Genomic DNA, 25,907 nt, shown 5'->3' with positions numbered 1-25,907 from the left:
CTCCTTCCCTTGGCTTGCCTCTATATTATGAAGTTCACTTAAAGAACATTTGATTCTCAAAATAGGCATGAAATGATTGTAATGTTTAGGCTAAATCGTTTTGTCTTCACTTTTCATGATAAAAGAGAAAAAAATTAGACGAAAACAAATGTTATGCCCTGATTCTCCATATTTTTCATTTATAAAGTGGTAAGTAAGCCATGAATCCTATAAAAATGGATCATTTTAGATATTTCGTTTATTTTTTTGCTGTTGAAACGGTAAATGTAAGAATAAAACGCAGCAACTTTTTGATTACCATATGAAAGGGAGTAGAAAGGAATGCGATTTATATAATGCTGAACTGTCTCACCTTACATACGATATGATACATGCTTGTTTCATATGAACGAACCATATGTGAGTACATGCTTATATATGCATGTACACATCATTTATTGTTCATTCCAGTATAAATAGAAAAATTCACATTTATTCTTTTCACGATCCTCTCACTATTCCCCATTTCTATAGACCCCTACCCAGTTATTATATCCACTACTCATGATTCCCTTTCAAGCTCATGATTGATCAACTCATTTTATTCATAGGGTCTTAAGGGGCAAATTTTTAGAAAATATTTGATCAGAAGCGGAGTGATTGATCTGACAGTATACAAATGATTTTTTTATCATGGTTGAAAATTAATTTTAGAAAAGGGTGGATGTATTGAAAAGAATATTGTCATTGGCTCTCATCGCGGTGTTAGTCATACAGTCTAGTATATTAGGAATCTTGCCTTTAGCAGGGGCACAAGCAAAAGAAAGCCAAGAAAACATTTATGGAGATATTGAGTTTGCTGATAGCGAAGGAAACAAGTTATCAAACATGGAAGATCAGCAAGTCAGAAAGGCAATTGTCCATTGGTCGATAAAAGGAATCGATCTAAAAAAACAATATCCGTATGTTCTCACTCTTCCTTCAGCCATACAGGTAGAGAAGGAACAGAAGGAACCCATTACTGTGGGTGACATACTTGTTGGTGAGTATACCGTTTCAAAACAAAATGAAGTGACGGTCATATTTAAAGAAGATGTTGAGCTTGATCCAAATTTAGAAGGATCAATAAACATAGATGTTACCAGTATAGCTGAGCCAAAAGAGAAAACAAAGCAAAACGAGCGTGAAGAAAGCCTTCCAAAAGATGACTCAACCTCATCTGAAAAAAACGATAAGAATCAAGAAGCCGCTCAAACGAAACAAAGCGATGAAGATGAATTACTAAAAAACAAAGTGAGCGTATCTAAGCGTGTAGGGCTGCAAAGTGTTTCAAAACAAATGCTGATACAAGAAAATCTCCTCACTGATGCGAAATTAATATTTGAAGATCAGGAAGGAAATTCAGTTGATAAGCCTGACATCAACTCGCTTATTTCCATTAACTATGAGTGGGCGATCCCAAATGGTCATAGCTATAATGGCGGGGATACATTCCATTTCAAGGTTCCAGAGGAATTAGTGATTTATGAAAAAATCGATCGTCTCGAGATGAAATTTAATCAGGTAACCATTGGTTATTTTTCTGTAGATGAGAGCGGAAATGCCTCCATCGAATTCACTGATTTTATCAAACAATATTCAAATATCCATGGAACACTCCAAGTATGGACGCAATTAGATCAAAAAACAGTCATTACTGAAGAAAAAGAAGTGGTCATAACCCCGATTGAAGGCAAAGATACGATATCGATCCCGATTCAATACATTCCAAATGGTCCAAACGTCTCTAAAAAGGGAGAACCAAATCGATCTTACAATGCTGAAACCATTCAATGGACAGTCGATTTTAATATGGACTTAGACGATGTGAAACAAGCGAGACTTTTAGATCCGATTCAAGAAGGTCAAGCGTTAAAGAAAGATTCAATCAAGCTTTATCGTGTTGATACAAAGCTAAATGGTGAAACATCGCTTGGTCAGCTGCTTGACGAAAACCACTACACAATTGGCCAAACAGCAGATGGTCAAGATTTCACGATTGAATTTAAAGATGACGTGCATCTAGCTTACCGTTTAATGTATGAAACGGACATTACGAATCAAGATCAGTCTGCGTTTCGTAATAAAGCGTCCCTTGTCTCTGCTGATAAAGTGATTAGTTCAGCAGAAGGAACAGTGAATGTGACAAGAGGCAGTCCTTTAAATAAAAAAGCCGCCCACTACGATCCAGTCACACAAACAATTACGTGGGAAATTCGTTACAACTATAACGAAAAAAAGATTGCTGAAAAGGATGCTTTGTTAGAAGACTTCTTTAATGGCACACAGGCGCTGATTTCTGATTCATTTCAAGTCAAGGAAGTGACAATTGATCAGAATGGCAAAGAATCAGGAACAAAAGCATTTGAACATTATGTGGTTCAACCTCAAAAAAAGGATGAACAAAACGGGTTTACCTTGCAATTCAATCAAGATATTCAATCGGCTTATCTCATCACATATCAAACAAAAGCAACCGAGCGGATTTTCGAAGCTGAAGAGATTATCAATACTGTAACAGCTGGCAAAGAGAGCAAACAAGGGAAGCAAAGAATTGACCAACAAATCCTAACGAAAAATCATGGAACACCGAATTACAAGAACAAGACCATTCCATGGCGTATCACCTTCAACAAAGATCAACAAACCATGAACAACGTGATATTAAAAGATACGTTTACAAACGAAGGATTGACGCTGCAAAAAGATAGTTTAAAAGTGACAACAGGTAATACAGTGCTTGAAGAAGGCACAGATTATCAAATAGTTGAACATGCAAATGGATTTGATATTCAATTTACGAAAGAAATCAAGACAGAACATACCGTCACATATACAACGTCTTTTGATTATGAAAAAAGAGCAGATAAAGATCAAAAGAACCTGCGTAATCATGTAAAGCTTGAATGGATAAATGAAGATGGCAAGGATTTGACGAAGGAAAATCAGTCTGTCTTCACGCCTGACACATACACGCAGTCAAATGGTTTTAAGAACGGAACATATGATGCAAAGAAAAAAGAGATCACATGGAATATCGGTGTGAACTATAACTTGAAACATTTAGAAGAGGCGAAAATCGAGGATTTCATTCAAGGAAATCAGCGTTTGCTTAAAGATTCAATCATCGTCTACTCGCTTGATTTACAAGGCGGGGAAAATGGGGCGGAAGAAAAAGAGGTATTAGCGAAAGAACATTATGACATCAAATTCCTTGAAAATGAAAAAGGAGAATCAGGCTTCGAAGTCATTTTCAAACATGCCATTGATTCCCCATACAAAATCACGTATCAAACAAGTGTTGAAGGAATGGATTTAGTACAGAAAACCTATGAAAATAAAGCGACCCTTTATGATGGAAAGACGAAAGAATCAGACGTAAATGCTGTGGTGTCCATTCCAAATGGAGGGAAATACACAAGCAAATCAGGAAATCAGCAAGGGAAAGTCATTGATTGGAAACTCAATATCAACTTTGGCCAATCAACAGTCCAAGATGCGACGATTATAGACCATCCGAGCAGTAACCAAGCGATAATAGAAAACTCATTTCATCTCTATTCGACGACAATAGATGAAAAGGGGCAAGTGACCAAAAAGGAAGAGCTGGAAAAAGGGAAGGACTATGAACTAGACCTTGAATTCGATCCAGATTCTTTTCAAATCAAATTTAAAGAAGAAATCACGAGACCATATATTTTAGAATACCAATCTCTCATTTTAGATAAGGTGGGAAGTACACTTCAAAACGAAGTAACGTTTAGAGGTGAAAATGTAAAAGAAATCAAAAAGGAATCCGAAGCCTCAATTGTGGTCAAACGCACCGCTGGTATGGGAGATGGCACAGGAGCGATTGGCGCTTTAACCATTAAAAAGGTAGACGCGAGTAGTGGAAAAGCGCTAAAAGGAGCAAGCTTTTCTCTGACAGATGCTGCGAGCGGTATCGTCATTGGAACAAAGACAACAGATGAAGAAGGAGCTCTTCGATTTGATCGTCTTCTGTATGGTGACTATATCGTGACAGAAGAGAAAGCACCTGATGGTTATATTAAGACGAAGGAACCAATCAATGTAACGATTGATCAGCCCTACGAATCAGGAGATCAAGCGAAAACAGGAAATAGCATGACGGTGCAGAACCAAGAAATCCGCCAGCATGTCAAGTTAACGAAAAAAGACAAAGAGACGGGTGCGGCATTAGAGAATGCTGAATTTGAACTGAAAAATGAATCTGGAGATACCGTCCAAACCCATTTGAAAACGGACGAAAAAGGAGAAATTCTTTTCAAACATCTTGAGCCAGGTTCCTATTATTTTGTTGAGACAAACGCACCGAAAGGCTATCAATTAAATCAGCAAAAATGGCCGTTCACAATCAAAGAAAATCAAACAGAAACAACGATTGTCACTGCAGTAAATGACATCATCAAAGGCTCTGCTGAATTGAGCAAAATAGGTGAAAGCGGAGAGAGACTAGAAGGTGCACAGTTCAAGCTCTTAGATCAAGACGGGCATGAGCTAAATGGTTCGCTTGTCACAGGAGAAAATGGCAAGATCACGTTAAACGAACTAAGACCGGGTACGTATCAGCTCATTGAAACAAAAGCACCCGATGGTTATGTATTAGATGAAACACCAATCAAATTTGAAGTACCACTCGATCCAACAGAACCAGTCATCATTTCACAAAAGAACCTATACGAAACAAGTGCATTAGAAGTGGTGAAAGAAGGGGAAGATGGCAAGCAGCTTCAAGGTGTTCGATTTGAAATCACGGATCAAAATGACGAAGTTGTGCGTAAAGATTTGACAACAGATAAAGATGGGAAGCTTTTGGTCGATAACCTCAAACCGGGCAAATATCAGCTTGTAGAGACAGAGAGTATTGATGGTTATCAAAAGAAAAATAAACCTTATCCGTTTACCATCGAAATCGCACAAAAAACACCGGCAGAGATCAAAGTGATCAATGATCTCAAAACTGGAGCTGTCCAGCTCACGAAGCTTGGTGAAAAGAATGAAGTGCTTGAAGGAGCAGAATTCAAGCTTGTAGATGCAAATGGAAAAGAGATGAAAACAGGTCTCGTCACTGATCAGAACGGGGAAATTATCGTCAACGATCTTAAACCTGGAACCTATCAGTTTGTTGAAACGAAGGCTCCATTCGGTCATGAGCTTGACGAAACACCTGTCACTTTTGCTATTCCATTTAACCCTGAGAAGCTGGTCAGTGTGACAAAAGAAAATAGCCGTACAACAGGCGGAGTGCTGTTACACAAAAAAGGCGAAGATGGGAAATCATTAGAAGGGGTTGTCTTTGATCTATCTGATGCCAAAGGAAAGATAGTGGCAGGAGGAGAAGGGATTACAACCAATCAGGATGGAGAAATCACCTTCACAGGTCTAAAACCTGGAACCTATCAATTTGTTGAAAGAAAGAGTCTTGAAGGCTATGAATTGAGTGCGAAACCACTTGTCTTTCAAGTTGAATTAGGTCAAAAAGAATGGATTCAAGTGGAGGCCATCAATCAGCTCAAGAAAGGTTCTGTAGAACTAACAAAAATAGGGGAAGAAAAAGAAAGATTGAAGGGCGCAGAATTTACACTTTTCAATGACGATGGTAAAGAATTGATGTCAGGTTTAACAACCAACGAGAAAGGCATCATCACTGTCAACGATTTGAAACCAGGCGCTTACCAATTGGTTGAAACGAAGGCTCCTTTTGGACATAAACTTGATGCAGAACCAGTAGACTTTAAGATTGATTTCAATCCAAATCAACTGGTGAAAGTGACAAAAGAAAATATTCGGACGACAAGTGCTGTGAAGCTTCAGAAAAAAGGGGAGGATGGTCAGTTGCTCGCTGGCGTGACCTTTGACCTGATTGATGCGCACGATCAGCGTGTGAAGAAAGACTTAAAGACAGACAAAAACGGTCAACTGACAGTCGATCAACTGAAGCCAGGAACCTATCAATTTGTCGAAACAGCAAGCATTGCCGGCTATGAATTGGATCAGACACCTGTCTCATTTACGATCCGTTTAGGTCAAGACAAACCAGCCAAAGTAGAAATGATCAACAAACTGACGCCGGGAGCAGTGGAACTGACCAAAGTGGATGATGAGGGACATACGCTCGAAAATGCAGAGTTTGCTCTTTTGAGTAAAGAAGGGAAAACGTTGAAGAAATCACTTGTAACCGATCAAAAAGGAAAGCTTCGCATCAACGATCTAAAACCGGGAGAATATCAATTCGTTGAAACGAAAGCACCTCATGGCTATCAATTGGACCATAAGCCGATCCTGTTTACAATTGAAAAAAATCAGCAGAAGCCACTTCAATTAACAGCGAAGAATCACTTGATCTTAGGAAGTCTGCGTATCATAAAGGTAGACCAGCAGACAGATAGAGCTTTAAAAGGTGCAGCCTTTGACATTCGTACAAAAGCCGGGAAAACCATAAAATCTGTGACAACAGGAAAAGACGGAGAAGCCATTGTCAAAGGGCTTAAACCTGGTGAATATACACTCACAGAGACGAAAGCTCCAAATGGTTATGTAGCTTTAAAGAAACCACTCATCTTTACAATTCAAATGGGCGAAGTGGAGATCAAGACATTGATTGTGAAAAATGCTCCAGTGAAGAATGAAGAGGACCACACGAATCCTCCAGCCTCACCTAAAGGGGATCAACATCCACCTCATGACTCAAACGGTGAGCTGCCAAAGACTGGAGAAGAATGGCTGCGTTATATGATGTATGCAGGGATTTTACTAGTAGTTTCTGGAACTGTTCTTCTTGTTATTAGAAGAAGAGCCATTCAGTAAAAGGAAGGAACGAGTATATTGATGAAAAAAAGAACCTTATTAGGCAGCTTTTTGGTGGTCGCGGGGCTAATGCTCATCTCCGTTCCTTTTATATATGAGTGGCGAACTTCTCAAGAGACAGCAGCAATGGAACAGGCATTAAAGATGATTGAAGAAAATGACAGTGATGCCCTTTCTTCTATTCCACATCTAACTGTGTCAGAAGAAGACCTTCGAGATGTGATGGAGCTAGAGATCCCGTCAATTGATTTAAACGAAAAAGTGCTTCCTGTTACTTCAAAAGAAAATTTAGGTATTGCACTGACTCAGATCAAATCTCATCAAATGCCAGGTGAAGGAAATTTCACGATTGCAGGCCATAGAGGGTATAAAGGCGACCGGCTTTTCAGGCAGCTGCCAGAGGTGCCGAAGGGAGAAAAAGTCGTCTTACATCATCAAGCTGAAACATATGAATATAAAATTGTCAGCTCAGCTACGATTGAACCGACGGATGTTGATGTACTAAAGGATCGCGGGAAAAATGAACTGACATTGATCACTTGTACTCTTGATGGTCAGAAACGATTTGTCTTAAAAGGAATACGAATCAATGCTTCAAAGGGTGAGCAACCGTCGGATGTATAACACCAATATAATAGATGATGGATACAATGGAAAAGCAACGCTCACGACCGACATGTTACACCAATTGTTATCAGAGCATTATCCAACATTAAAAAACGAACGTTGGGATGTTGATGTAGATACAATTCGGACTTCGCCTATTCTTCATCCTATATTAAAAAGAAAGCTTCCAATTGGTATCGAAAAATTCACCTGTGTGTTGTTTACGCAGCAAACAGCAGCTTTTGGAGAGCCTTTGATAGTGTACTTTTTATTAGATGAGAAAGGCGAATCGATTTACGCAATGGATCTCTTGCTTGAGCAGCATGATCCACATTAAACGAGAACTAAAAAAGGAAGGGGCTTTGACTCCCTTCCTTTTTTGTCATTCAATTACGCAAATAACTTCAGCCCAACGACGCCAATCACAATCAGCAGCAAGCTGAGTATACGAATCATGTTTTTCGGTTCTTTAAATAGAATCATATTAAACAAGACAGAGCCCGCCGTTCCAAGTCCAATCCAGACCGTATAGGCAACGGATACTTGAACGGAAGAGAACGAGGCATATAAAAACAAAAAGGATAGGGCAAATCCGCCGACAAATAAAATACCTGTCGTGATTTGCTTTTTCTTACTAAACATATTGAGGCCAATGGTTCCGCCGATTTCGCAGGCAGAGGCTAATAGTACAAAAAACCAGCCCATTTATACCGCTTCTCCTTTCTGCTCATGTGCATCTCCATCAGACACTTTCAGTCCAATAATGCCGAGAATTAAAATGCCCATAAATAAGAGCTTTTCTAATGAAAACGAACCGCCGAACAGCGCGTAATCCATCAAAGACGTACCAATCGTTCCAACTCCGGCAAACACGGCGTACACGGTCCCTGTCGGCAGCTTCTCGCAGGCTTTCATTAAAAAATAAAAATCAACCGGGATCAGGCAGATAATGATCGCCCACTCCCACACCGCATCAGCTCTATTTAAACCAAACACCCAAAGTAATTCGAATAAACAAGTGAGTGCGACATACATCCAGCTTTTTTTCATCGTATTTCCTCCTAAAACTCAAAACTGACGATTCGTCATTTTAAAACCAAAAAAGAACATACAGCAAGTGCTGTACTCAGATTGTTGACAAAGGGCTAAAATGAACTTTATTTTAGCCCTTTGTCTTCTTTTCAGCGTGATAGAAAACCTTTGCAGTCTAGGAAGGACGAGTACTGGCGCGGAGCGAATTTGACATTCGTGAGCACCAGCACGCAGGACTGACACCGAATGCGCGGGTTTGTCTACACGCCGTACAGCAAGTGCTGTACTAAGTTAAGGTGTCTCTATGCCAAGTGCGTAAAGAAGAAATTGCTTCACCTCTCGCTTTTGAATCAGAACCTCTTCTGTATCTGTTTCTGTAAATAAGTACATTTGCTCAGCAGACGATTCAAGTAAACCGATAATGAATTTGGCTGCATATTGACAGTTCAAATTCGCACGGACCCTTTTGTCCTGCTTTGCTTTTTCTAAAAAAGCAGCGACCCATTTGTAAATCGGCTCATAAATATCTTCCCATTCCTTTAAATGCTCCGTGGCAGCTAAACCTGAGTAGGTTAGAGCAAGGACGTCACGGTATTGTCTTGTAAAAGAGAAGATGAATTCAACAAGCGCATCTGCTTGATCGAGGACATCCGCATGCTGAGTCAGTTCCTTTTCAATAGCGGGAACCATCTGCGAGATCAGATGTTCTGCGATAGCAGGCATGACAGACAGCTTTGAAGGAAAATATAAATAGTACGTTCCTTGCGCCACTCCTGCTGCTTTCACAATATCCGAAATGGTCGTTTTTTCGATTCCTTTTTCTTTAAACGCATCAATGGCAGCAAGCATAATCTTTTCTCGTTTCGACACATCATCACCGACCTTAAATGACTGAATGTCAGTCAGTTTAGCGGAAAACTGACGATTTGTCAATATGGGTGTCTCGTCATTGAATAGGAGAATAAGTGATGAATAGATGAGGGCAGGCCTGAATAAGCTGTAAATATGGTCAAGCATCATGTGAGAAAGGGGCAGCTCTCCGTATGACATTCAGTGCGATGTTTTCCATTACTTATTTTCTCTTGCTCGTCCCGCTCTATTTACATATGAGATACAGACAGGCGAAAAAGCAAAAACGATTTATCTATTTACGAACAGAAATTGTTCTTGCCTGTCTGTTTATGTATACGAATGTTTTATTGTATTTGACGGTCTTTCCAAATCGTTTTTCCGCACCAAGGGATCAGGTGAGTGTCAACCTCATGCCTTTGCAGTCCATTTATCAAAATCTCCATGCCTATCATCACGGCTATCCCAATCTTGTTTTTTTAAATTTGGCAGGGAACATTTTGTTATTTGTGCCACTTGGTTTTTTTCTCTATCAGGCATTCCGAACCTTGCGCTGGCAAAAGGCGATTCTTGCTGGCTTTTTCTTGTCAACAATGATTGAAGTGCTTCAATGGGTATTCTCGCAATCTGGTATGATTACAAGAAGCAGCGATATTGATGATATTCTATTAAATACACTCGGCACAGCGCTAGGTTGTATGTTGTATCGAATGTATCGACGAAGGAAGGAGAAAATCAAGTGAAGCGAGTATGTATCATTCCATGTGGGGCGAAGAAAATTTGGGACGTCCATCCAGAGGCAGGGAGCCAGCCAGCGAACCTCGTTTATTTAAGTCCGCTGCATCAGCGTACGAAGAGCTATGCCCAAACGTTCTTTTCAGACTGGCTGATCATATCAGCGAAGCATGGATTCCTAATAGCAGATGATATCATTCATGAAAATTATGATGTGGCTTTTGGTACACCGCATGCTGATCAGATAACACGTGAAGCACTAAGGCAGCAATTTCATGAAAAACATCTCACTGCATATGATGAACTAGTGATACTAGGTGGAAAGAAATATCGAAAGGTGATCGATCCTTTATTACTTCCTCATCAGACAGCGATTTATCCGCTAGCTCCATATAAAGGAATTGGCTACATGCTTCAGGCGTTAAAGCAAGCCGTTGAGACAAAAGTAGAACTTCCGCCGCATATTTAACGCATTCACATCTACCGGTAAGCAGGGGTTTGATCATTAAAAAGAGAATGAATGAAGTAGCGATGCTGATTGTTTCATATCTTTTCAGCAGCCACTAGGATGTCCGCATCGCTTATAAGAGTGGCTATATGAACAAGGGGGCGTATGAACATGACAACCATCTATTTAGCTGGTGATTCAACCGTTGCATCTTACCTGGATCGTCCTGTTCAAGGAGGATGGGGAGAGTTTTTACATCGCTATACAGCGCAAGGCGTGAGCGTCGACAACCGCGCAATCGGTGGAAGAAGCTCAAAAACATTCATTGAAGAAGGACGGCTTGATAAAATATTGGCTGACATTCAGCCTGGGGACTGGCTGCTTACACAAATGGGGCACAATGATGCTTCAACGGAGAAGCCCGAACGGCATACAGATCCTTTCACGACGTATAAAAGCTATTTGTCTCAATATATTCACGGAGCAAGAGCGAAAGGCGCTACACCGCTTTTATTAACGCCAGTCGGCCGCTTTCATGAAAAAGACGGAGAATATATCAATGATTTCCCTGATTACTGTGCCGCTATGAAAGAACTAGCTGATGAAGAAGAAGTCCTTCTTGTTGATTTAAATACGGCAAGCCTTCAATTTTATCAAATTTCCGGCATAGAGAAAACGACTTCTTACTTTATGCTGTCAACAGGCGTAGAGGATCGCACGCACTTTACAAAAGAAGGAGCAGATGCGATTGCAAGACTTGTTTCGCTTGAATTAAAAGACCTTGGATTAACGATTGTGTGATGGATGACAGGACGAGAAAGCGCTCGTCCTGTTCTTTTTTTGCAGAAAGCTATTGATTCCCTTCACCAGAGTAGACTACAATAGGTACATATGATAATGAGAATCAATATCACTTGTAAATAGATCAATCGATGAAAAACTGGAGGGACTCAAATGACAGAGCAGCTTGAATTGTTTGACGTCACCATTATTGGCGGCGGTCCAGCAGGAATGTACACCGCCTTTTATAGTGGGATGCGGGATTTAAAGACAAAGGTACTGGAGTATAACGAAAGCCTTGGTGGGAAAATCCTACTGTATCCAGAGAAAGTCATTTGGGATGTAGGTGGATTAGTGCCAACAAGAGGAGAGCAATTAATTAAACAGCTTGAACAGCAAGCCAAAACATTTGAACCTGTCATTGCATTAAATCAAAAAATAACAGACTTTCATCGCTTAGAAGATGGAAATATATTGATTACGTCCGAAAATGGTGATCGCCATTTAACCAAAACCTTGATTTTGGCAATGGGGCACGGTATTCCAGTTCAAAGAAAGCTGGAGGTTGAAAATGCAGATCGCTATGAAGTAACAAACCTTTATTATACGGTTCAGGAGCTCAAAACCTTCGCGGGAAAAAAAGTCGTCATCTCTGGGGGCGGCGATTCTGCGGTGGATTGGGCAAATGCCCTTGTGCCAATTGCGAAAAGTGTCACTGTTATACACCGCAGAGATATGTTTGGTGGACATGAAAAAAACGTGGCGAATATGAAAGCATCAAGTGCACGTATTTTAACCCCACATGAATTAACTGACCTACATGGTAACGGAAAAGAAATCGAAGCTGTCACTGTTCAGCATTTAGAAACAGGTGAAAAAGAACGTATTGAAACAGACGCAGTCATTGTCAACCACGGCATGAAAGGCGATTTAAGTGTTCTTGCAGAATGGGGATTAAAGCAAGGTGAATGGGGACTCATTGAAGTGAATGAGCAGATGGAGACCAATTTACCAGGTGTGTATGCAGTAGGTGATTTATGTACACATAAAAGCAAGGTCCGCTTGATTGCAGGAACGTTTGTAGATGGTGTGAACGCACTAAATAGTGCGAAATTATATATCGAACCAGATGCGGAGAAAGTGGCGTATGTATCTTCTCATAATGAACGTTTTAAGGAAAAAAACAAAGAATTGCTAGCAGCCGGTGCGAATCGCTAAAAAAAACAAAACAAGAAGGGTGGTGCCGCAACGGCATCACCTCAGATTGTTGACAAAGGGCTAAAATGATTTTTATTTTAGCCCTTTGTCTTCTTTTCAGCGTGAATTGAAAACCCTTGAAGTCTAGGAAGATCGAGCACTGGAGCGGAGCGAATTCAACATTCGTGAGCACCAGCGCGCAGATCTGACAACGAATGCGAGGGTTTGTCTACACGCTGGGGTGGTGCCGCAACGGCATCACCTTTTTTATCGCTGAAAGGAGGTATCTGAAGATGAACGCACAAATGGAAACGATGCTACATATGAAAAAGAAAGTTCAGATGTGTCTGAAAGCAAAACAAACGAACAGATGGCAGACAAAATCTCCAAGCGTTTTAACAGCTGATGGTACCGTTGTCATTCAGCTAGAAGGAATGGAGTACGAGCTTGACGGTGGGGATAGCCTGTTTATACGATCTCACATCCCCGTTGTCATCCGTTCTTTATCTAATCAGCAAGTCACAATTTTTGCTGTTTCATTTGAACATTACATGCTCACAAATGATGCTGATGATGAATTAATTTATAAAATCAATTATGATACCCTGCCTGATAACGGGCAAGTGGTGATGGGCTCACCGGTATTATTTCATCATATTAAACGTTTAAGTGACCCCTCTTATTCAGAAAGTAGCCAAGTGAAGCTACTAAAGCTAGTACTGCAAATATTCCAGCAACAAAATGAAAAAACAACTGATGCTGATCATTATTCAATTCAAATGATTCTTCAATACATTGCAGAGCATTACCAACAAGAACTGACCCGTAAGGACTTAGCACATAAAATGGGCTTTAATGAAAGCTATTTCTCTACTTTTTTTAAGAAAAGCGTTGGAATGAGTGTCACAGATTATATTGCACAAATTCGAATAGATGAAGCAAAAAAGCTATTGTTCAAAACCGATGAACAGGTTCAGGCGATTGCACAAAGAGTAGGCTATACTGATAGCCTCTATTTCAGCAGAAAATTTCGTCAAAAAACGGGCAGATCGCCTAGTCAGTATCGACTGAGCCGCCAACCAAAACGAATTGCCGCTTTTCAGTTTGTAGGCTCTTTGCTTGCGCTTGGAGTGAAACCAATTTGCATGGAAGAAGATATTGCTCTTTATTCAGATGTGCTTCAAGGTCAACTCAGTGATGTTATCGTCATTCATGAGCATACACCTGACGACGTTTTGAAGGACATGAACTTAGACCTCATTTTAATGCCTGATTATTTCTATACAAACATAGAATGGATGAAACGCATGGAGAAAATCGCTCCTGTGCTTGTTTTTCCATATAGTCGTCTGAGTCCTGTAGAGGAGGTACTTTGTTTAGGTAGCCTCATCGGAAGGAGCGAAGAAGCAAAGCAATGGGTGGAGCGTTATGAGAAGCAAGCACAGAAGGAAAGAGCTCGCTTGACGCCATTTTTGAAAAAAAAGGAAACGGTTGCTTTATATGAAGTAAGGGGACATGACAAGGTGTATATGTGGTCTTTTCATGCGAGAGGAGCAATCAACCTATATAAAACGTTGGGGTTGAAGCCCCCTGAAGCCATTCAAGAGGAGGTGCTGAAACCGGATAAACATGTTGTGATTCCGCTTGAGCGTTTAGCAGATTATGCAGCAGATCATATGTTTTTTATTGTGGCTGTTCGGAATGGATGGTACAGACATATGGACAAACGTATGAAGGAAAGTGATGTCCTGCGTAATTTACCCGCAGTGCAAAATAATACATTCTACCTGTTAAAACTAGAAGAATTTAGATTTGGTGAAGGGGAACGGGCGATAGAAATCATGAAACGATTCTCTCAATTTTTAATAAAAGAATAAGAGTATCTAACAATTGTCCATAAACAAGTTATGACGATTATCCATAGACCGATAGACAAGCGGTTGATAGAATACGAGAGACAAATAAATGATAATGATTCTCAGTGATTCATCATGATATGGAGGAGAAAAGAAGTTATGAAAAAACAAGGCATATTTCTTAGTTTAATAGCTTTAGTGTTGTTATTCGCACTAGCAGCCTGCGGTCAAAAGGAAGAAAGTAAAAAAGCCGAAGAAAAAACAAAAACGGTTGACACAGTGAAAGGCAAGGTCGAGATTCCAGCAAATCCAAAGCGTATTCTCGTAGATGGCTATTTGGGTAGTGCTGTTGCACTAGGGGTAAAACCGGTTGGTGCCACAACACAAGATTTAAAAAACATACATCTCAAAGGCAAAGTGGATGGTGTGGCAGACATTAGTGATGAACGCTCCGCCGAAAAGGTGGCAAGCTTAAAACCAGACCTCATCATTTCAGCTGTAGACGATGAAAAGGTACTTGACGTCTACAGAAAGATTGCCCCAACGATTGTTTATCCGTTCGGTGTATTTAAAAATTCACAAGAAGAGATCACTACATTAGCCAGCATCTTGAATAAAGAAGAAGAAGGAAAAGCGTTTTTGAAAAAATTTGATCAACGTATAGAAGCTGCTAGAAAGAAAGTGAAAACAGTCATCAAAGAAGGCGAAACAGTGTCAATCTTGGGTGCATTTAAAAATGATGTCTATGTGTATGGGAATGGTATCTATCGAGGTGGACAAGCACTTTATGAACAATTGCAGCTTCAGCCGCCAAAAGATGTTGCAGACACTGTTTTAAATGGAAAGTCAGGATTTGAACATATTTCATATGAAGTGCTACCAAAATATGCAGGTGATTATATATTTGTTGATGAAGCCAACGGAGGTACGTTCGATAAGAACAATTCAATATGGAAAAGCTTAAAAGCGGTGAAAAAGAATCAAGTACATGACTTGGATATTACGTATTTCTGGCCATTTGATCCAATAGCTATCGCCAATCAAGCAGAAAAATACGTTGAGATATTGACAGAATTATCTCAGAAGTAAGGGGGCTGCTTTTTGTTAAAACGATTTTTCTCCTATTACAAGCCATATATGGGGCTGTTTATATTAGATTTTTCCTGTGCCGTCATAGCGGCACTACTTGAATTATCATTTCCACTCGCGATCAGTATGGTTGTAGATGACCTTCTCCCAAACAGAAACTGGGAAATGATTCTCATCTGGAGTGGAATTTTACTGGCAGTCTATGTTGTCAGCTCAGCAATGAATTATGTGGTGACTTATTTCGGACATAAGCTAGGTATCAATATTGAAACAGATATGAGAAGTCAGCTATTCACCCACGTACAAAAAATGTCTTTTCGATTCTTTGATCAAAAGAAAACAGGAAAGCTTGTTTCACGCATGACAAACGATTTAATGGATATTGGTGAAATCGCTCACCACGGTCCTGAAGATTTATTTATTGCAATGATGACTCTTACAGGTGCATTTGCCTTGATGCTATCAATTAATTGGCAGCTTGCCGTCCTCACGTTTCTCATTGTCCCATTCTTAATAGGGCTATCGGTTTATTTTACGAAGAAAATGTCGATTGCCTTTGATCACATGTTTTCAAGTATTGGTCAATTCCATGCAAGGGTTGAGAATAATGTGAGCGGAATTCGAGTAGTGAAGGCATTTGGGAATGAAACGCACGAGGTGGATCGCTTTATTGAACACAATGAACAGTTTAAACAAACGAAATTAACCACATACAAAATGATGGCATTACACGCTTCAATTAGTCACCTGCTTATGAAGGGCGTCACCATCTTTGGACTTGTATGCGGGACATGGTTTGTGATGCAAAAGAATATGACCTATGGCGAATTCATTTCATTCGTCCTGCTGTCTGGAATCTTTTTAGGACCTATTCAACAAATTAATTCAGTCATTGAGACGTATCCAAAGGGAGTCGCAAGCTTTAAGCGATTTGTTAAGCTCTTAGATCAAGCCCCAGACGAAAAGGACGTCCCTGATGCGATTCATGTCGATGGGCTAAAAGGTGAAATTACATTTCATGATGTCAGCTTTGGTTATGAGAAGGACAGTTTGATCCTTGAGCATATTAATCTGGAGATCAAACAAGGGGAAACGGTTGCCATAGTAGGTCCTTCCGGTGCTGGTAAATCCACGCTATGCAGTTTATTACCAAGGTTTTATGAATGGCAATCTGGAACCATTACGATAGACGGCATTGATAGTAGACAGATGAAGCTGTCTTCACTGCGCCAACAAATTGGAATAGTCCAACAAGACGTCTATTTATTTAATGGGAGCATTCGAGAGAACATTCTTTATGGAAAACTTGATGCAACTGAGGATGAAATATGGCAGGCAGTGTCAAAAGCAGAGCTAAAAGAACTCGTCGAATCCCTGCCCGAAGGTCTTGAGACAATGATTGGTGAAAGAGGCGTCAAGCTGTCAGGTGGACAAAAGCAGCGTGTATCAATCGCACGTATTTTCCTGAAAAATCCACCTATTTTAATACTGGATGAAGCGACCTCATCACTAGATACTGAAACAGAGGCTTCGATCCAACGATCACTAGAAGAGCTTTCAGAAGGTAGAACGACGCTAGTCATTGCGCATCGCCTTGCAACTATTCAACATGCAGATCGAATTGTTGTTGTGACAAAAGGTGGCATTGCAGAGCAAGGAAATCACAAAACATTACTAACGCAAAATGGCTTATATAAGCGCCTTTATGAAACACAATTCGGGGCATAAAAAGTCCATTAGAAGAAATGTGAAAGCCGGCAAAAGAGCGCCGGCTTTTTTCTCATGACATGTATTGCAATCTTTTTCCCTAGTTTCTAGGGGCAAAGAGCATCATACTCACACCTATTAAACAAATAAGAGCGCCTACCCAATCGTACAAATCAGGCGTTTTTCGATCGACCCACCAGCCCCAAAACACAGCAAGAACCACAAACACACCGCCATAGGCCGCATAAACCCGTCCGAAAGTCGGGAACTGCTGGAAGGTAGGGATGACCCCATAAGCGACGAGGATAAGGCTGCCGGCGATTCCATAGCTGACAGGTCTGGCTTCGCGCAGCCAAAGCCACACAAGATAGCCGCCGCCAATTTCTGCTATTCCTGCTAATAAAAAAAGAACGATCGTCAACATCATGTAAGGACACTCCAATTCATTTCGTTACCTTCTATTATGACATGTTGACATTGTGAGGGACATGAGAGTTTGCTAAAATCAACGGAACAGAGAATGGAAACACATGGATTCTTGACTTTTCAGATAGAAGTGATCCAAATGGCCTTGCTTTTCGTACAGTAAGTACATTCTCATGAGGAGCACACTTCCTTTTTCGGCGCTCTTTTTTTCTCCTTTAAAAAAGAGTAAAGTACAAAGTAGGCTTATTTCAGCAAATCGAGTGATAAGCAATACGTGAAGGATTTCATGATGAATGCAGCATGCTCTTTCTCATGAAAAAGGAAGGAGATGACCATGGATACACTGAAAGATTCTGAGCTGTATCACAAGATCAAATTTGATCGTCACAAGCCTTCGCTTGAAGTGCTGTATGATCGCTATGAACGTGTGTTATATTCGTTTATTTATAAAATGACTGGAAGTCGTGAGCTTGCGGAGGAAGTGCTGCAAGAAGTCTTTATCAAGCTCTGGCGCGGTATAGGAGAATACCATACGGATAAAGGCAAATTCTCCTCGTGGTTATTCATGATGTCACGCAACACAGCCATCGATCTCCTAAGAAAGCACCGGAACGAAACGGCACTAGAAGATGAGCATATTGAATATTTAGCCGATCATCAAGAAGATGTATCAAAGGAAGTTGAATGGAACGAGGAAAAACAAATCATACGTGAAGCAGTATCTACATTGTCAAAAGAACAGCAAACCATCATAGAAGATGTCTATTTTAAAGGAATGACACAAAAAAGCATTGCTGAAAAACTAGGCATCCCCATTGGAACGGTGAAGGGAAGAGTTCGATTGTCATTGAAGCACTTACGGACGAGACTGTCTCGCGGAGGAAAGGAGGAAGAGGCATGACTCAGTGTAAACATCAAGTGATTGATTATTTCAACGGGCATGTACAAGGAGAAGAAAAAGCACAATTTGAAGAGCACCTCAAGAACTGCTCAGCTTGCAAAGAAGAGCTTGAAGAATTGACATCGCTCATGTCTGATATTCCATTTCTAGCAGATGACCAAACACCTCCGGCAGGGATGAAAGACCGTATTTTATCCCAGGTGTTTGAAGAAGAGACGATCGAAGAAAAGAATAGCCATAGAAAAGACCTCAAGGCAGCACATGAACCAAACGAGATGAAACCACTGCAAAAGAAACGTAACCAATGGCTATTGCCACTTGTTGCCGCACTGCTTCTTATTTCAGCAGCTGGAAACGTGTATTTCTTATCGAATGGAAAAGAACAGGCGGAAGAACCTGTCAGGGTTGTGGCGACAAAATCACTGGCATCAGCCGCATCACCAAAAACAACGGGTGCTTTTTCAGTGATTGAGCATAACGGCAAAAAAGAGCTGGTGGTGAGTGCAGACGGATTAAAGGATCAGCTTGATTCATCTGCTGTTTATCAAGTGTGGCTCATTAAAGGAGATCAACCGGTACCAGCTGGTGCCTTTAAAACAGATAACAAAGGAGAAGGAACCGTCACCTATGCATTATCAGAAAAAGAAGCGAGCGAATCATGGGATACCGTGGCAGTCACCCTTGAACCAAAAAAGGATAACAAACTGCCGCAAGGACCTGTCGTACTAAGCGCTGCATTTTAAATGTGATTCAGGAAGGATGCCTTTGGGCATCCTTTTTTGATAGGCAAAGGGAACTTTTTGGCAGATAAGACGTAGTACATATGGAGGTGAAACAGATGAAACCATACATAGAAAAAGAACTATTTCTCTTATCAGTGAGACACGCATGTATTGCATGCTATTTTTTAGTGTTTCCGTTCGTTGCTCAAGTCCTTTATACCCCATCACCTTTATTGATCGCCCTCATCGCTCTTTTTATGACTCATAACTTAGTAGAATGTACCATATGGTTTTATAAATTGAGAAAGATCAGGAAGCACCAGTCTGGTGATCTATCGAAACGAGGACATGTCTTGACCCAGATCATGCAAAGGCTGGAACAAATGATGATGATCGGTTTTGTTATTTTCTTTATCACTAAATGGATGCAAGGGGCAGCTGATAGCCTAACTCTGTCACTAGCTATTTTTCTATTAATGATCTTTTTCCTTCAGCACATCCAGTTTTATTACGTTCAGCTATTTTTTAAATCCAAAAGCTGGTTCTCCTATGTTCCTTCATGGCAAAGAGCTCGTCCTTCTTATATAGCGAGGGAGCGAAAGGCTTTGAAAGGGTCCTAAATGTGCAATCACTCGTTTGATCTATCCATAAACATCAGAAAATTATGATAAAATGTGGAAAAGAAGCATGGTGAAAGGGAGTGCGAGCGAGTGAAAGCTGTTGGACTATTGGAGTACTTACCGATTGAGCATGAGCAAAGCTTGATGGATCAGGAAGTAGAAAAGCCTAAAGCAACGGGCAGGGATATACTGGTGAAGGTAGAGGCTGTGTCAGTGAATCCAGTTGATACGAAGGTGAGATCACCGAAGGATCAGAAGGAAGAAAAACTGAAAATTCTTGGCTATGATGCAAGCGGTACGGTTGTTGAAGTTGGCGAAGCGTGTACATTATTTCAGCCTGGTGATCAAGTGTACTATGCGGGAGATATCACGCGTCAAGGCTCAAATAGTGAGTATCAGCTTGTGGATGAACGGATTGTGGCAAAAAAGCCTGCCAATCTCTCCTTTGCAGAAGCAGCCGCGATGCCTCTGACGACAATTACGGCATATGAAGCGTTATTTGACCGGATGCATATGAAGCGAAATGCAGAAGGGGCAACACTGCTCATCATCGGCGGTGCAGGCGGAGTAGGTTCTATCGCCATCCAACTAGCCAAATTAGCAAATGCCACTGTAATCGCCACCGCATCAAGACCTGAAACAAAAGAGTGGTGTCTGTCATTAGGTGCTGATCATATCATTGATCATCATGAGCCGCTTCTCGCGCAGCTCCACGAAAAAGGAATAGGCGAAGTGGATTTTATTTTATGCCTAAATGATACAGACGGACACTTCAAAGGCATGGCAGAAGCCATCAAACCGCAAGGCACGATCTGTACCATTGTCGAGAATCAGCACAACCTAGACATTCAATTACTCAAAAATAAAAGTGCTGCATTTGTATGGGAGTTCATGTTCACACGCCCTATGTACAAAACAGCGGACATGATCAAACAGCATGAGCTTTTAACAGAGGTGGCTGAGTTATTTGAACACGGGACATTAACGCATACGTTAACAAAGGTTCTCAGTCCGATCAATGCCGCTCATTTGAAGCAGGCACACCAAACCCTTGAACAAGGAAAGATGATTGGCAAATTTGTACTAGAAGGATTTGAGAAAGGGGAGAGGGTATGACGTCATTACAATATCCGATTGGGTTATATGAACCGGTTGAAAATAAAACAAAGGAACAGCTAGAGTCATGGATTGATCAGTTGGGTGCGATTCCACAAGAATATGAAACGGTCACCAATCAATTGACAGATGCTCAGCTGGATACACCCTATCGGCCTGGAGGATGGACCGTCCGTCAGCTCATTCATCACGTAGCAGACAGCCATCTGAATGCATACTTACGATTCAAGCTTGCGCTCACAGAAGAAATACCGCACATCCGTCCATATGATCAGGCGGGATTCGCCGAGCTTCCAGATAGCAAAGCGCCCATCAGCCTATCACTGCCCTTAATCAGCAGTCTGCATCGCAGATGGGTTACATTACTTCGAGGGATGTCAGAGGAAGACTTCACTGCATCCTATTATCACCCAGCCGATCAACAAACGGTGTCCTTATATGATGCAACAGGTATGTACGTCTGGCACTCAAAGCATCATCTTGCCCATATCACGGAATTAATCAAAAGAAATCAATGGAATTAAAGGAGTCATGACATGTCTGGTAGAAGAATTGTCGGCGCCATGTTTATTTGTATGGCGGCATTGTTTTATATAGTAAAATATGTGCTTTTTGAGATACGCTATAGTAATAGCTTAGGCTCAGAAAGAACGATTGAGGAACTTGAACAGATACTGCCTGGCGGTACGTGGATCAGTATCTTTTTTCTTATCATCGGTTTAGGTTATCTTTTATGGGACGACAGGGAAGTCATTCGTAAAAATCTCTTCACCCCAGATCGACAAGTAGAAGAACTAAAAAAGACGGATCTCAAGTGACCGTCTTTTTTCCTTTTCATGTTTAGCCGCGTTCAGGACGCAGTGCTTTTTCTAAAATAGCCAGCCCTTCGTTGACTTTTTCTTTTTCCTCGTCATTGAGCCGTTGCAGGGAGTTTTTGATTTTTTCGTGTCCTTTTTGATAAATGCTTCTAAAAATATTTTTCGCTTCCTCTGTTAGTTCGACGACAATGATTCTACGGTCACGCTCAGAGTGTTTTCGTTCAACAAAATGAGACTGTTCTAACCGGTCAAGCAGGCCTGTCATATTGGACAAAGAAGCGCCCATTTTTTCAGCGATTTCGGATACCTTGAGAGAGCCATGGTTATTGAGTAGCATGAGTACCTTCATTTGAGGCATACTCATATCAAGCTTCATCCATTCTGACACATCTCCAAGACCTGCAGCTGTGAGTACTTTCATATAGAGCACCCATGTCTTTTTTTCCTCTGGAGATAGAATCTCTTCTTTTAATACGGTGGTGTCATGAATATTATATTCCACGCTCGTTCACTTCCTTTAAGCGGCTCTTTTCTCTATATTACTGATTTTTACTTCTAATTGAAAGGTTCGACAAGCTTTTGAATGTTAAACTGCATGAATCAAGTGGTATTTGTTGTATAATAATGGTCAGTCGAAATAAATGAAGCAACTTAGAAAGTTGGGAAAATCATGTGGAACAAAAAAACGGGTATGACGATCTTAAAAATGCTTTTTCCGATCGTGATTATCCTTGTCTTAATTTTCGTCGCCAAAAAGGAACTGAGCGGCCTTTCCATTAAAAAAACGTTTTATATCATTGACAGCTTGAATCGGATGGACTTGTTTATTCTTGTTTTTCTTGGACTTGTCGCAGTGTTATCGATGTCCTTATATGATTTTATTTTACGAAAAAGCCTGAATATGCCCATCAGCGGCTGGAAAACGATTCGCATTTCTTGGATTGCGAACTCCTTTAACAGTGTCCTTGGGTTCGGCGGTCTATCAGGAGCAGGGCTTAGAACACTTCTATATAAGGAGTACATAACCGATACGAAAAAACTGCTCAAAGGCATTGCCCTTTTGACTTCCTCGGTTCTTTTGGGCTTATCTATTTTCAGTGATCTGATCTTGGTGAGGGTGCTTCCTGTTGAAAGTATTATTAGCCAAGAGCCGTGGCTATGGGCCTTTGTGATCATCTTTGCTTGTATTGTGCCCATTTACATCATTATGGCGTCCGTACGAAAAAGCTCGATTGAGAGCGGTGAAAGCGGACTGAAGCATCCGATTTACGCTTATATCGGAGCATCGTTTTTAGAATGGCTGGCAGCTGGTCTCGTCATGTACATGGCTGTCGTCTCTATGGGGATGAATGTCGATGTCCGGATTGTATTAGGCGTATTTGCGATTGCGTCAATCGGCGGTTTAATCAGTATGGTTCCGGGCGGATTTGGTTCATTTGACCTCATCTTTTTACTGAGCATGCAGTACATTGGGTTTGATAAAGAGATGGTGCTGACGGCGCTCGTTTTGTACCGCTTCGTGTACTCGATCTTCCCGTTTATCCTTGGGCTTTGTCTAGCTGCTTACGATTTAACGGGAACGACGCTAAGACGTCTTGAAGGCAATCCGAGAATGGCACCTGCCATAGAAACAACGAACGTCTTAATTGTGTTGCACCGTGCTTTATTAATCCGTTTATTGTACGGATCTTTATCGATTTTAACCTTTGGAAGCGGCTTGCTCATTATGGCGTCTGTTGTGCTTCCTGTCGATCGATTAGGCGTGATTACAAGCATTCCACGCTTTCTATTATCAGGATTTAATGGTCTTTCTTTAATGTTCGGCATCATCCTGATGATTTTGTCCATTGAAGTGTATAAACGAACAAAAAGATCGTACGTGCTGACGATGATCGCCCTAGCAGGCGGCTTTGTGTTTACTTTGTTAAAAGGATTTAACCTGAGTCTCATCTTTATACTGCCAGTCATCATGGCTGTATTTTTCTCTCTTCGAAATCAATTTGTGAAGCAGCAGGCCCCTTATTCCTTGTATCAGTTTGTGGCGGCTGCCGCTGGATATTTACTCGTGCTGTTTAACTATAATGTCATCGGCAACTTTATTTGGACAAAAATTGGACATTTCTTGAGTAGGGATTACCTCGTGCATAATGAACGGCATATCACAATGACAAGCATGATTGCTCTCATCGGTGTACCGCTTTTTTTCTTCATTAGCAGATTGATTTTTAATAAAAGAGCATTTCCGATTGGAGAAAAAGCAGATGAGGAAAAATTAAAAACGTTTTTAGAAGAAAAGGGCGGAAATGCCCTCAGTCATCTTGGCTTTTTAGGCGACAAAAAACTATTTTTCTCAAGTGATGGAGAGGCGATGCTTCAATTTGGGCGCATTGGCCGCTGCGTCATTGTGCTTGGAGATCCATCCGGACGTAAAGCATCCTATCCACTTGTACTTGAAGAGTTTCTACAGCAGACAGAAAAAGCAGGCTATCGCGTTGCTTTTTATCAAGTAGAACGGGAAGGGATGGCGCTCTACCATGACTTAGGCTTTCACTTCTTTAAGCTTGGAGAAGAAGCCATGGTCGATTTAGAAACGTTCTCTCTTTCCGGTAAGAAAAAATCAAATTTACGGGCTGTGGCCAATAAGTTTGAACGAGAAGGCTATACGTTTGAAATGCTGGAACCGCCTTTTTCAGATGAGCTCATCTCAACCTTAAAACAGATTTCTGACAGCTGGCTCGGAAAGAAAAATGAAAAAGGGTTTTCGCTCGGCTATTTTCAAGAAGATTATCTTCAAAAAGCACCGATTGCGATTCTGAAGGATGAACAAGGGGAAATCATTTCTTTTGTATCACTAATGCCGATGTATCAAGAAGGGGAGATTTCCATCGACCTAATGCGTCATATGCATGATGCACCGAACGGGATGATGGATGCGCTGTTTATCCACCTTTTTCAATGGGCGAAAGAAAAAGGCTACAAATCCTTTAACATGGGAATGGCGCCTTTATCGAATGTAGGAACATTTCATCAGTCCTTCCTCACGGAGCGTTTGGCGAGTGTTATTTTCAACAACGTCAGATTTATGTACAGCTTCAGCGGATTACGGTCGTTTAAACAGAAATATAAACCTGAATGGCGCGGAAAATACTTAGCGTATAAAAAGAATACATCATTACCTGTCACAATGGTGCTTGTCACCAAGCTGATAGGGATGGACCCAAATCGCAACCGGCGTCCATAGATCAAAAGCCTTTACCTTTCACTAGGTGAAGGTTTTTTTAGACAAAAGAATAGCAAAAGTGGTAAAGTTGAAGAGTAAGGGGGATGTAAATATGACATTAAATGAATGGTTTAAAAAGGGATTAACTGAACGTACATATGTACACAACATGGAGAAAAACCGAGAAAATCTACTCACGGTGTACAATCAGTACGCAATTCATCAAAAAGAAAAAGAGCTGCTTCAAAAGCTGCAAAAGAAAAAGCTCAGAGCGCTTGTCATCACAGCGGATTGGTGCGGAGATGCGATGGTCAATGTACCAATTTTCATGCGTATTGCAAGTGAAGCACTCATTGATGCGCGCTATTTCATTCGGGACGAGCATCTAGACCTGATGGATCAGTATTTAACGAACGAGACCGCAAGATCGATTCCGATTATCGTGATCATTGATCAGGACGGGAATGAAGTAGGTAAATGGGGACCACGCTCAACAGAAGCACAGCGATTTGTTGATGAGAAAAAACCCGACAAGGATGCACCTGATTTTGAGGAAGCTTTTCAAGTATTTGCGAAAGAAGCCGCACATCACTATACGACAGATCGTTACTTATGGAAAGATATTGAGAAAGAAATAGTAGAAGTTTTGGAAAAAATATAAACCAAAAGACTACTTCGCCGCAACGGGAAGTAGTCTTTTTTTATCTTGTTTTTGCGTCTCACCTACAAAACACCGCATAAAGATGTAGAAAAACCGCAGAATTCTACAAAAAACCGCAGAAAGCCGCAACGCATCACGATTTTCCCAACCATTTTTAGTTGAAAAACCTCATATGTGCCATGAAAACCTTAATTTTGCCCTTATCTAAAGGCTCATATAACGCACGTTGGTTTGCTTTTTCCCAATACAAGAGGCCCAGCAACTATAGTAATCTAGTT

Annotated in this window: 23 protein-coding genes; 18 read left to right on the top strand and 5 right to left on the bottom strand. The window is 40.9% G+C overall.

Going from position 1 to position 25,907, the window contains the following annotated elements; genetic code table 11:
- The first annotated feature begins 708 nt into the window (after positions 1–708).
- Genes MHH40_RS06405 through MHH40_RS06395 form a run of 3 tightly spaced genes read left to right on the top strand, consistent with a single transcriptional unit; the run spans position 709 to position 7,789 of the window.
- On the top strand, positions 709–6,846 hold the full coding sequence (locus tag MHH40_RS06405; protein WP_340900785.1) for a SpaA isopeptide-forming pilin-related protein: 6,138 nt from the start codon (positions 709–711) through the stop codon (positions 6,844–6,846).
- A gap of 21 nt (positions 6,847–6,867) precedes the next feature.
- On the top strand, positions 6,868–7,470 hold the full coding sequence (locus MHH40_RS06400; protein ID WP_106030229.1) for a class D sortase: 603 nt from the start codon (positions 6,868–6,870) through the stop codon (positions 7,468–7,470).
- Positions 7,463–7,789 (top strand): hypothetical protein, encoded by a 327-nt coding sequence (locus MHH40_RS06395; protein WP_268493976.1) that lies wholly within the window; start codon positions 7,463–7,465, stop codon positions 7,787–7,789. Before MHH40_RS06400 ends, MHH40_RS06395 begins: the two co-directional genes overlap by 8 nt.
- A gap of 53 nt (positions 7,790–7,842) precedes the next feature.
- Here MHH40_RS06395 and MHH40_RS06390 read toward each other — a convergent pair whose 3' ends face one another.
- From MHH40_RS06390 to MHH40_RS06380, 3 genes are all read right to left on the bottom strand, one after another.
- Complete coding sequence (locus MHH40_RS06390) at positions 7,843–8,157, bottom strand: DMT family transporter (RefSeq protein ID WP_003217878.1); 315 nt, start codon at positions 8,155–8,157, stop codon at positions 7,843–7,845.
- Positions 8,158–8,502, bottom strand: coding sequence for a DMT family transporter (locus MHH40_RS06385; protein WP_003217798.1), 345 nt, complete (start codon positions 8,500–8,502; stop codon positions 8,158–8,160).
- Positions 8,503–8,775: 273 nt separating this feature from the next.
- Positions 8,776–9,354, bottom strand: coding sequence for a TetR family transcriptional regulator (locus tag MHH40_RS06380; protein ID WP_034620888.1), 579 nt, complete (start codon positions 9,352–9,354; stop codon positions 8,776–8,778).
- Positions 9,355–9,527: 173 nt separating this feature from the next.
- On the opposite strand from MHH40_RS06380, the gene MHH40_RS06375 reads away from it, so the two are divergent.
- The 7 genes from MHH40_RS06375 to MHH40_RS06345 all read left to right on the top strand — a co-directional run bounded on the left by MHH40_RS06375 (position 9,528) and on the right by MHH40_RS06345 (position 17,166).
- Positions 9,528–10,076, top strand: a complete 549-nt coding sequence (locus MHH40_RS06375; RefSeq protein ID WP_050944764.1) for a VanZ family protein — start codon at positions 9,528–9,530, stop codon at positions 10,074–10,076.
- Positions 10,073–10,537 carry a DUF6884 domain-containing protein gene (locus MHH40_RS06370; RefSeq protein ID WP_050944763.1) on the top strand — a complete coding sequence of 155 codons (465 nt, stop codon included), beginning with the start codon at positions 10,073–10,075 and terminating at the stop codon, positions 10,535–10,537. Before MHH40_RS06375 ends, MHH40_RS06370 begins: the two co-directional genes overlap by 4 nt.
- Before the next feature lie 150 nt (positions 10,538–10,687).
- Positions 10,688–11,317: a rhamnogalacturonan acetylesterase gene (locus tag MHH40_RS06365; protein WP_050944762.1), complete on the top strand. Its 630-nt coding sequence runs from the start codon at positions 10,688–10,690 to the stop codon at positions 11,315–11,317.
- 153 nt (positions 11,318–11,470) lie between these two features.
- Positions 11,471–12,514 (top strand): NAD(P)/FAD-dependent oxidoreductase, encoded by a 1,044-nt coding sequence (locus MHH40_RS06360; protein WP_050944761.1) that lies wholly within the window; start codon positions 11,471–11,473, stop codon positions 12,512–12,514.
- Positions 12,515–12,786: 272 nt separating this feature from the next.
- Positions 12,787–14,370 carry a helix-turn-helix domain-containing protein gene (locus tag MHH40_RS06355; RefSeq protein ID WP_050944760.1) on the top strand — a complete coding sequence of 528 codons (1,584 nt, stop codon included), beginning with the start codon at positions 12,787–12,789 and terminating at the stop codon, positions 14,368–14,370.
- Between the two features lie 138 nt (positions 14,371–14,508).
- Positions 14,509–15,438 carry an ABC transporter substrate-binding protein gene (locus MHH40_RS06350; protein WP_050944759.1) on the top strand — a complete coding sequence of 310 codons (930 nt, stop codon included), beginning with the start codon at positions 14,509–14,511 and terminating at the stop codon, positions 15,436–15,438.
- Between the two features lie 12 nt (positions 15,439–15,450).
- Positions 15,451–17,166, top strand: coding sequence for an ABC transporter ATP-binding protein (locus MHH40_RS06345; RefSeq protein WP_050944758.1), 1,716 nt, complete (start codon positions 15,451–15,453; stop codon positions 17,164–17,166).
- A gap of 79 nt (positions 17,167–17,245) precedes the next feature.
- On the opposite strand, the gene MHH40_RS06340 is transcribed toward MHH40_RS06345, so the two are convergent.
- Complete coding sequence (locus MHH40_RS06340) at positions 17,246–17,572, bottom strand: YnfA family protein (RefSeq protein ID WP_050944757.1); 327 nt, start codon at positions 17,570–17,572, stop codon at positions 17,246–17,248.
- A gap of 333 nt (positions 17,573–17,905) precedes the next feature.
- On the opposite strand from MHH40_RS06340, the gene MHH40_RS06335 reads away from it, so the two are divergent.
- The 6 genes from MHH40_RS06335 (at position 17,906) to MHH40_RS06310 (ending at position 21,748) form a co-directional block, all read left to right on the top strand.
- The gene (locus MHH40_RS06335) at positions 17,906–18,472 is read left to right on the top strand and encodes an RNA polymerase sigma factor (RefSeq protein ID WP_050944756.1); all 567 of its coding nucleotides are present in this window, start codon (positions 17,906–17,908) and stop codon (positions 18,470–18,472) included.
- Positions 18,469–19,215, top strand: coding sequence for an anti-sigma factor (locus tag MHH40_RS06330; protein ID WP_050944755.1), 747 nt, complete (start codon positions 18,469–18,471; stop codon positions 19,213–19,215). Before MHH40_RS06335 ends, MHH40_RS06330 begins: the two co-directional genes overlap by 4 nt.
- A 95-nt stretch (positions 19,216–19,310) precedes the next feature.
- Entirely contained in the window at positions 19,311–19,814 is a 504-nt protein-coding gene (locus tag MHH40_RS06325; protein WP_050944754.1) for a hypothetical protein, read from the top strand.
- A 90-nt stretch (positions 19,815–19,904) separates the two neighbouring features.
- Positions 19,905–20,930 (top strand): zinc-binding alcohol dehydrogenase family protein, encoded by a 1,026-nt coding sequence (locus MHH40_RS06320; protein WP_050944753.1) that lies wholly within the window; start codon positions 19,905–19,907, stop codon positions 20,928–20,930.
- Positions 20,927–21,454, top strand: a complete 528-nt coding sequence (locus MHH40_RS06315) for a YfiT family bacillithiol transferase (RefSeq protein ID WP_003217850.1) — start codon at positions 20,927–20,929, stop codon at positions 21,452–21,454. Before MHH40_RS06320 ends, MHH40_RS06315 begins: the two co-directional genes overlap by 4 nt.
- Positions 21,455–21,466: 12 nt before the next feature.
- The gene (locus MHH40_RS06310; protein ID WP_050944752.1) at positions 21,467–21,748 is read left to right on the top strand and encodes a hypothetical protein; all 282 of its coding nucleotides are present in this window, start codon (positions 21,467–21,469) and stop codon (positions 21,746–21,748) included.
- A 22-nt stretch (positions 21,749–21,770) separates the two neighbouring features.
- On the opposite strand, the gene MHH40_RS06305 is transcribed toward MHH40_RS06310, so the two are convergent.
- Positions 21,771–22,250, bottom strand: coding sequence for a MarR family transcriptional regulator (locus tag MHH40_RS06305; RefSeq protein WP_003217817.1), 480 nt, complete (start codon positions 22,248–22,250; stop codon positions 21,771–21,773).
- Positions 22,251–22,418: 168 nt separating this feature from the next.
- On the opposite strand from MHH40_RS06305, the gene mprF reads away from it, so the two are divergent.
- Both mprF and MHH40_RS06295 read left to right on the top strand, forming a co-directional pair.
- Positions 22,419–24,989, top strand: coding sequence for a bifunctional lysylphosphatidylglycerol flippase/synthetase MprF (gene mprF, locus MHH40_RS06300; RefSeq protein WP_050944751.1), 2,571 nt, complete (start codon positions 22,419–22,421; stop codon positions 24,987–24,989).
- A 91-nt stretch (positions 24,990–25,080) separates the two neighbouring features.
- Positions 25,081–25,629, top strand: coding sequence for a thioredoxin family protein (locus MHH40_RS06295; RefSeq protein WP_050944750.1), 549 nt, complete (start codon positions 25,081–25,083; stop codon positions 25,627–25,629).
- Positions 25,630–25,907: the final 278 nt, after the last annotated feature.

Source organism: Bacillus sp. FSL K6-2431, assembly GCF_038005165.1.
In the GTDB taxonomy this organism is placed as follows: domain Bacteria; phylum Bacillota; class Bacilli; order Bacillales; family Bacillaceae; genus Bacillus; species Bacillus pumilus.
This window is presented reverse-complemented; position numbering and strand designations above follow the sequence as displayed.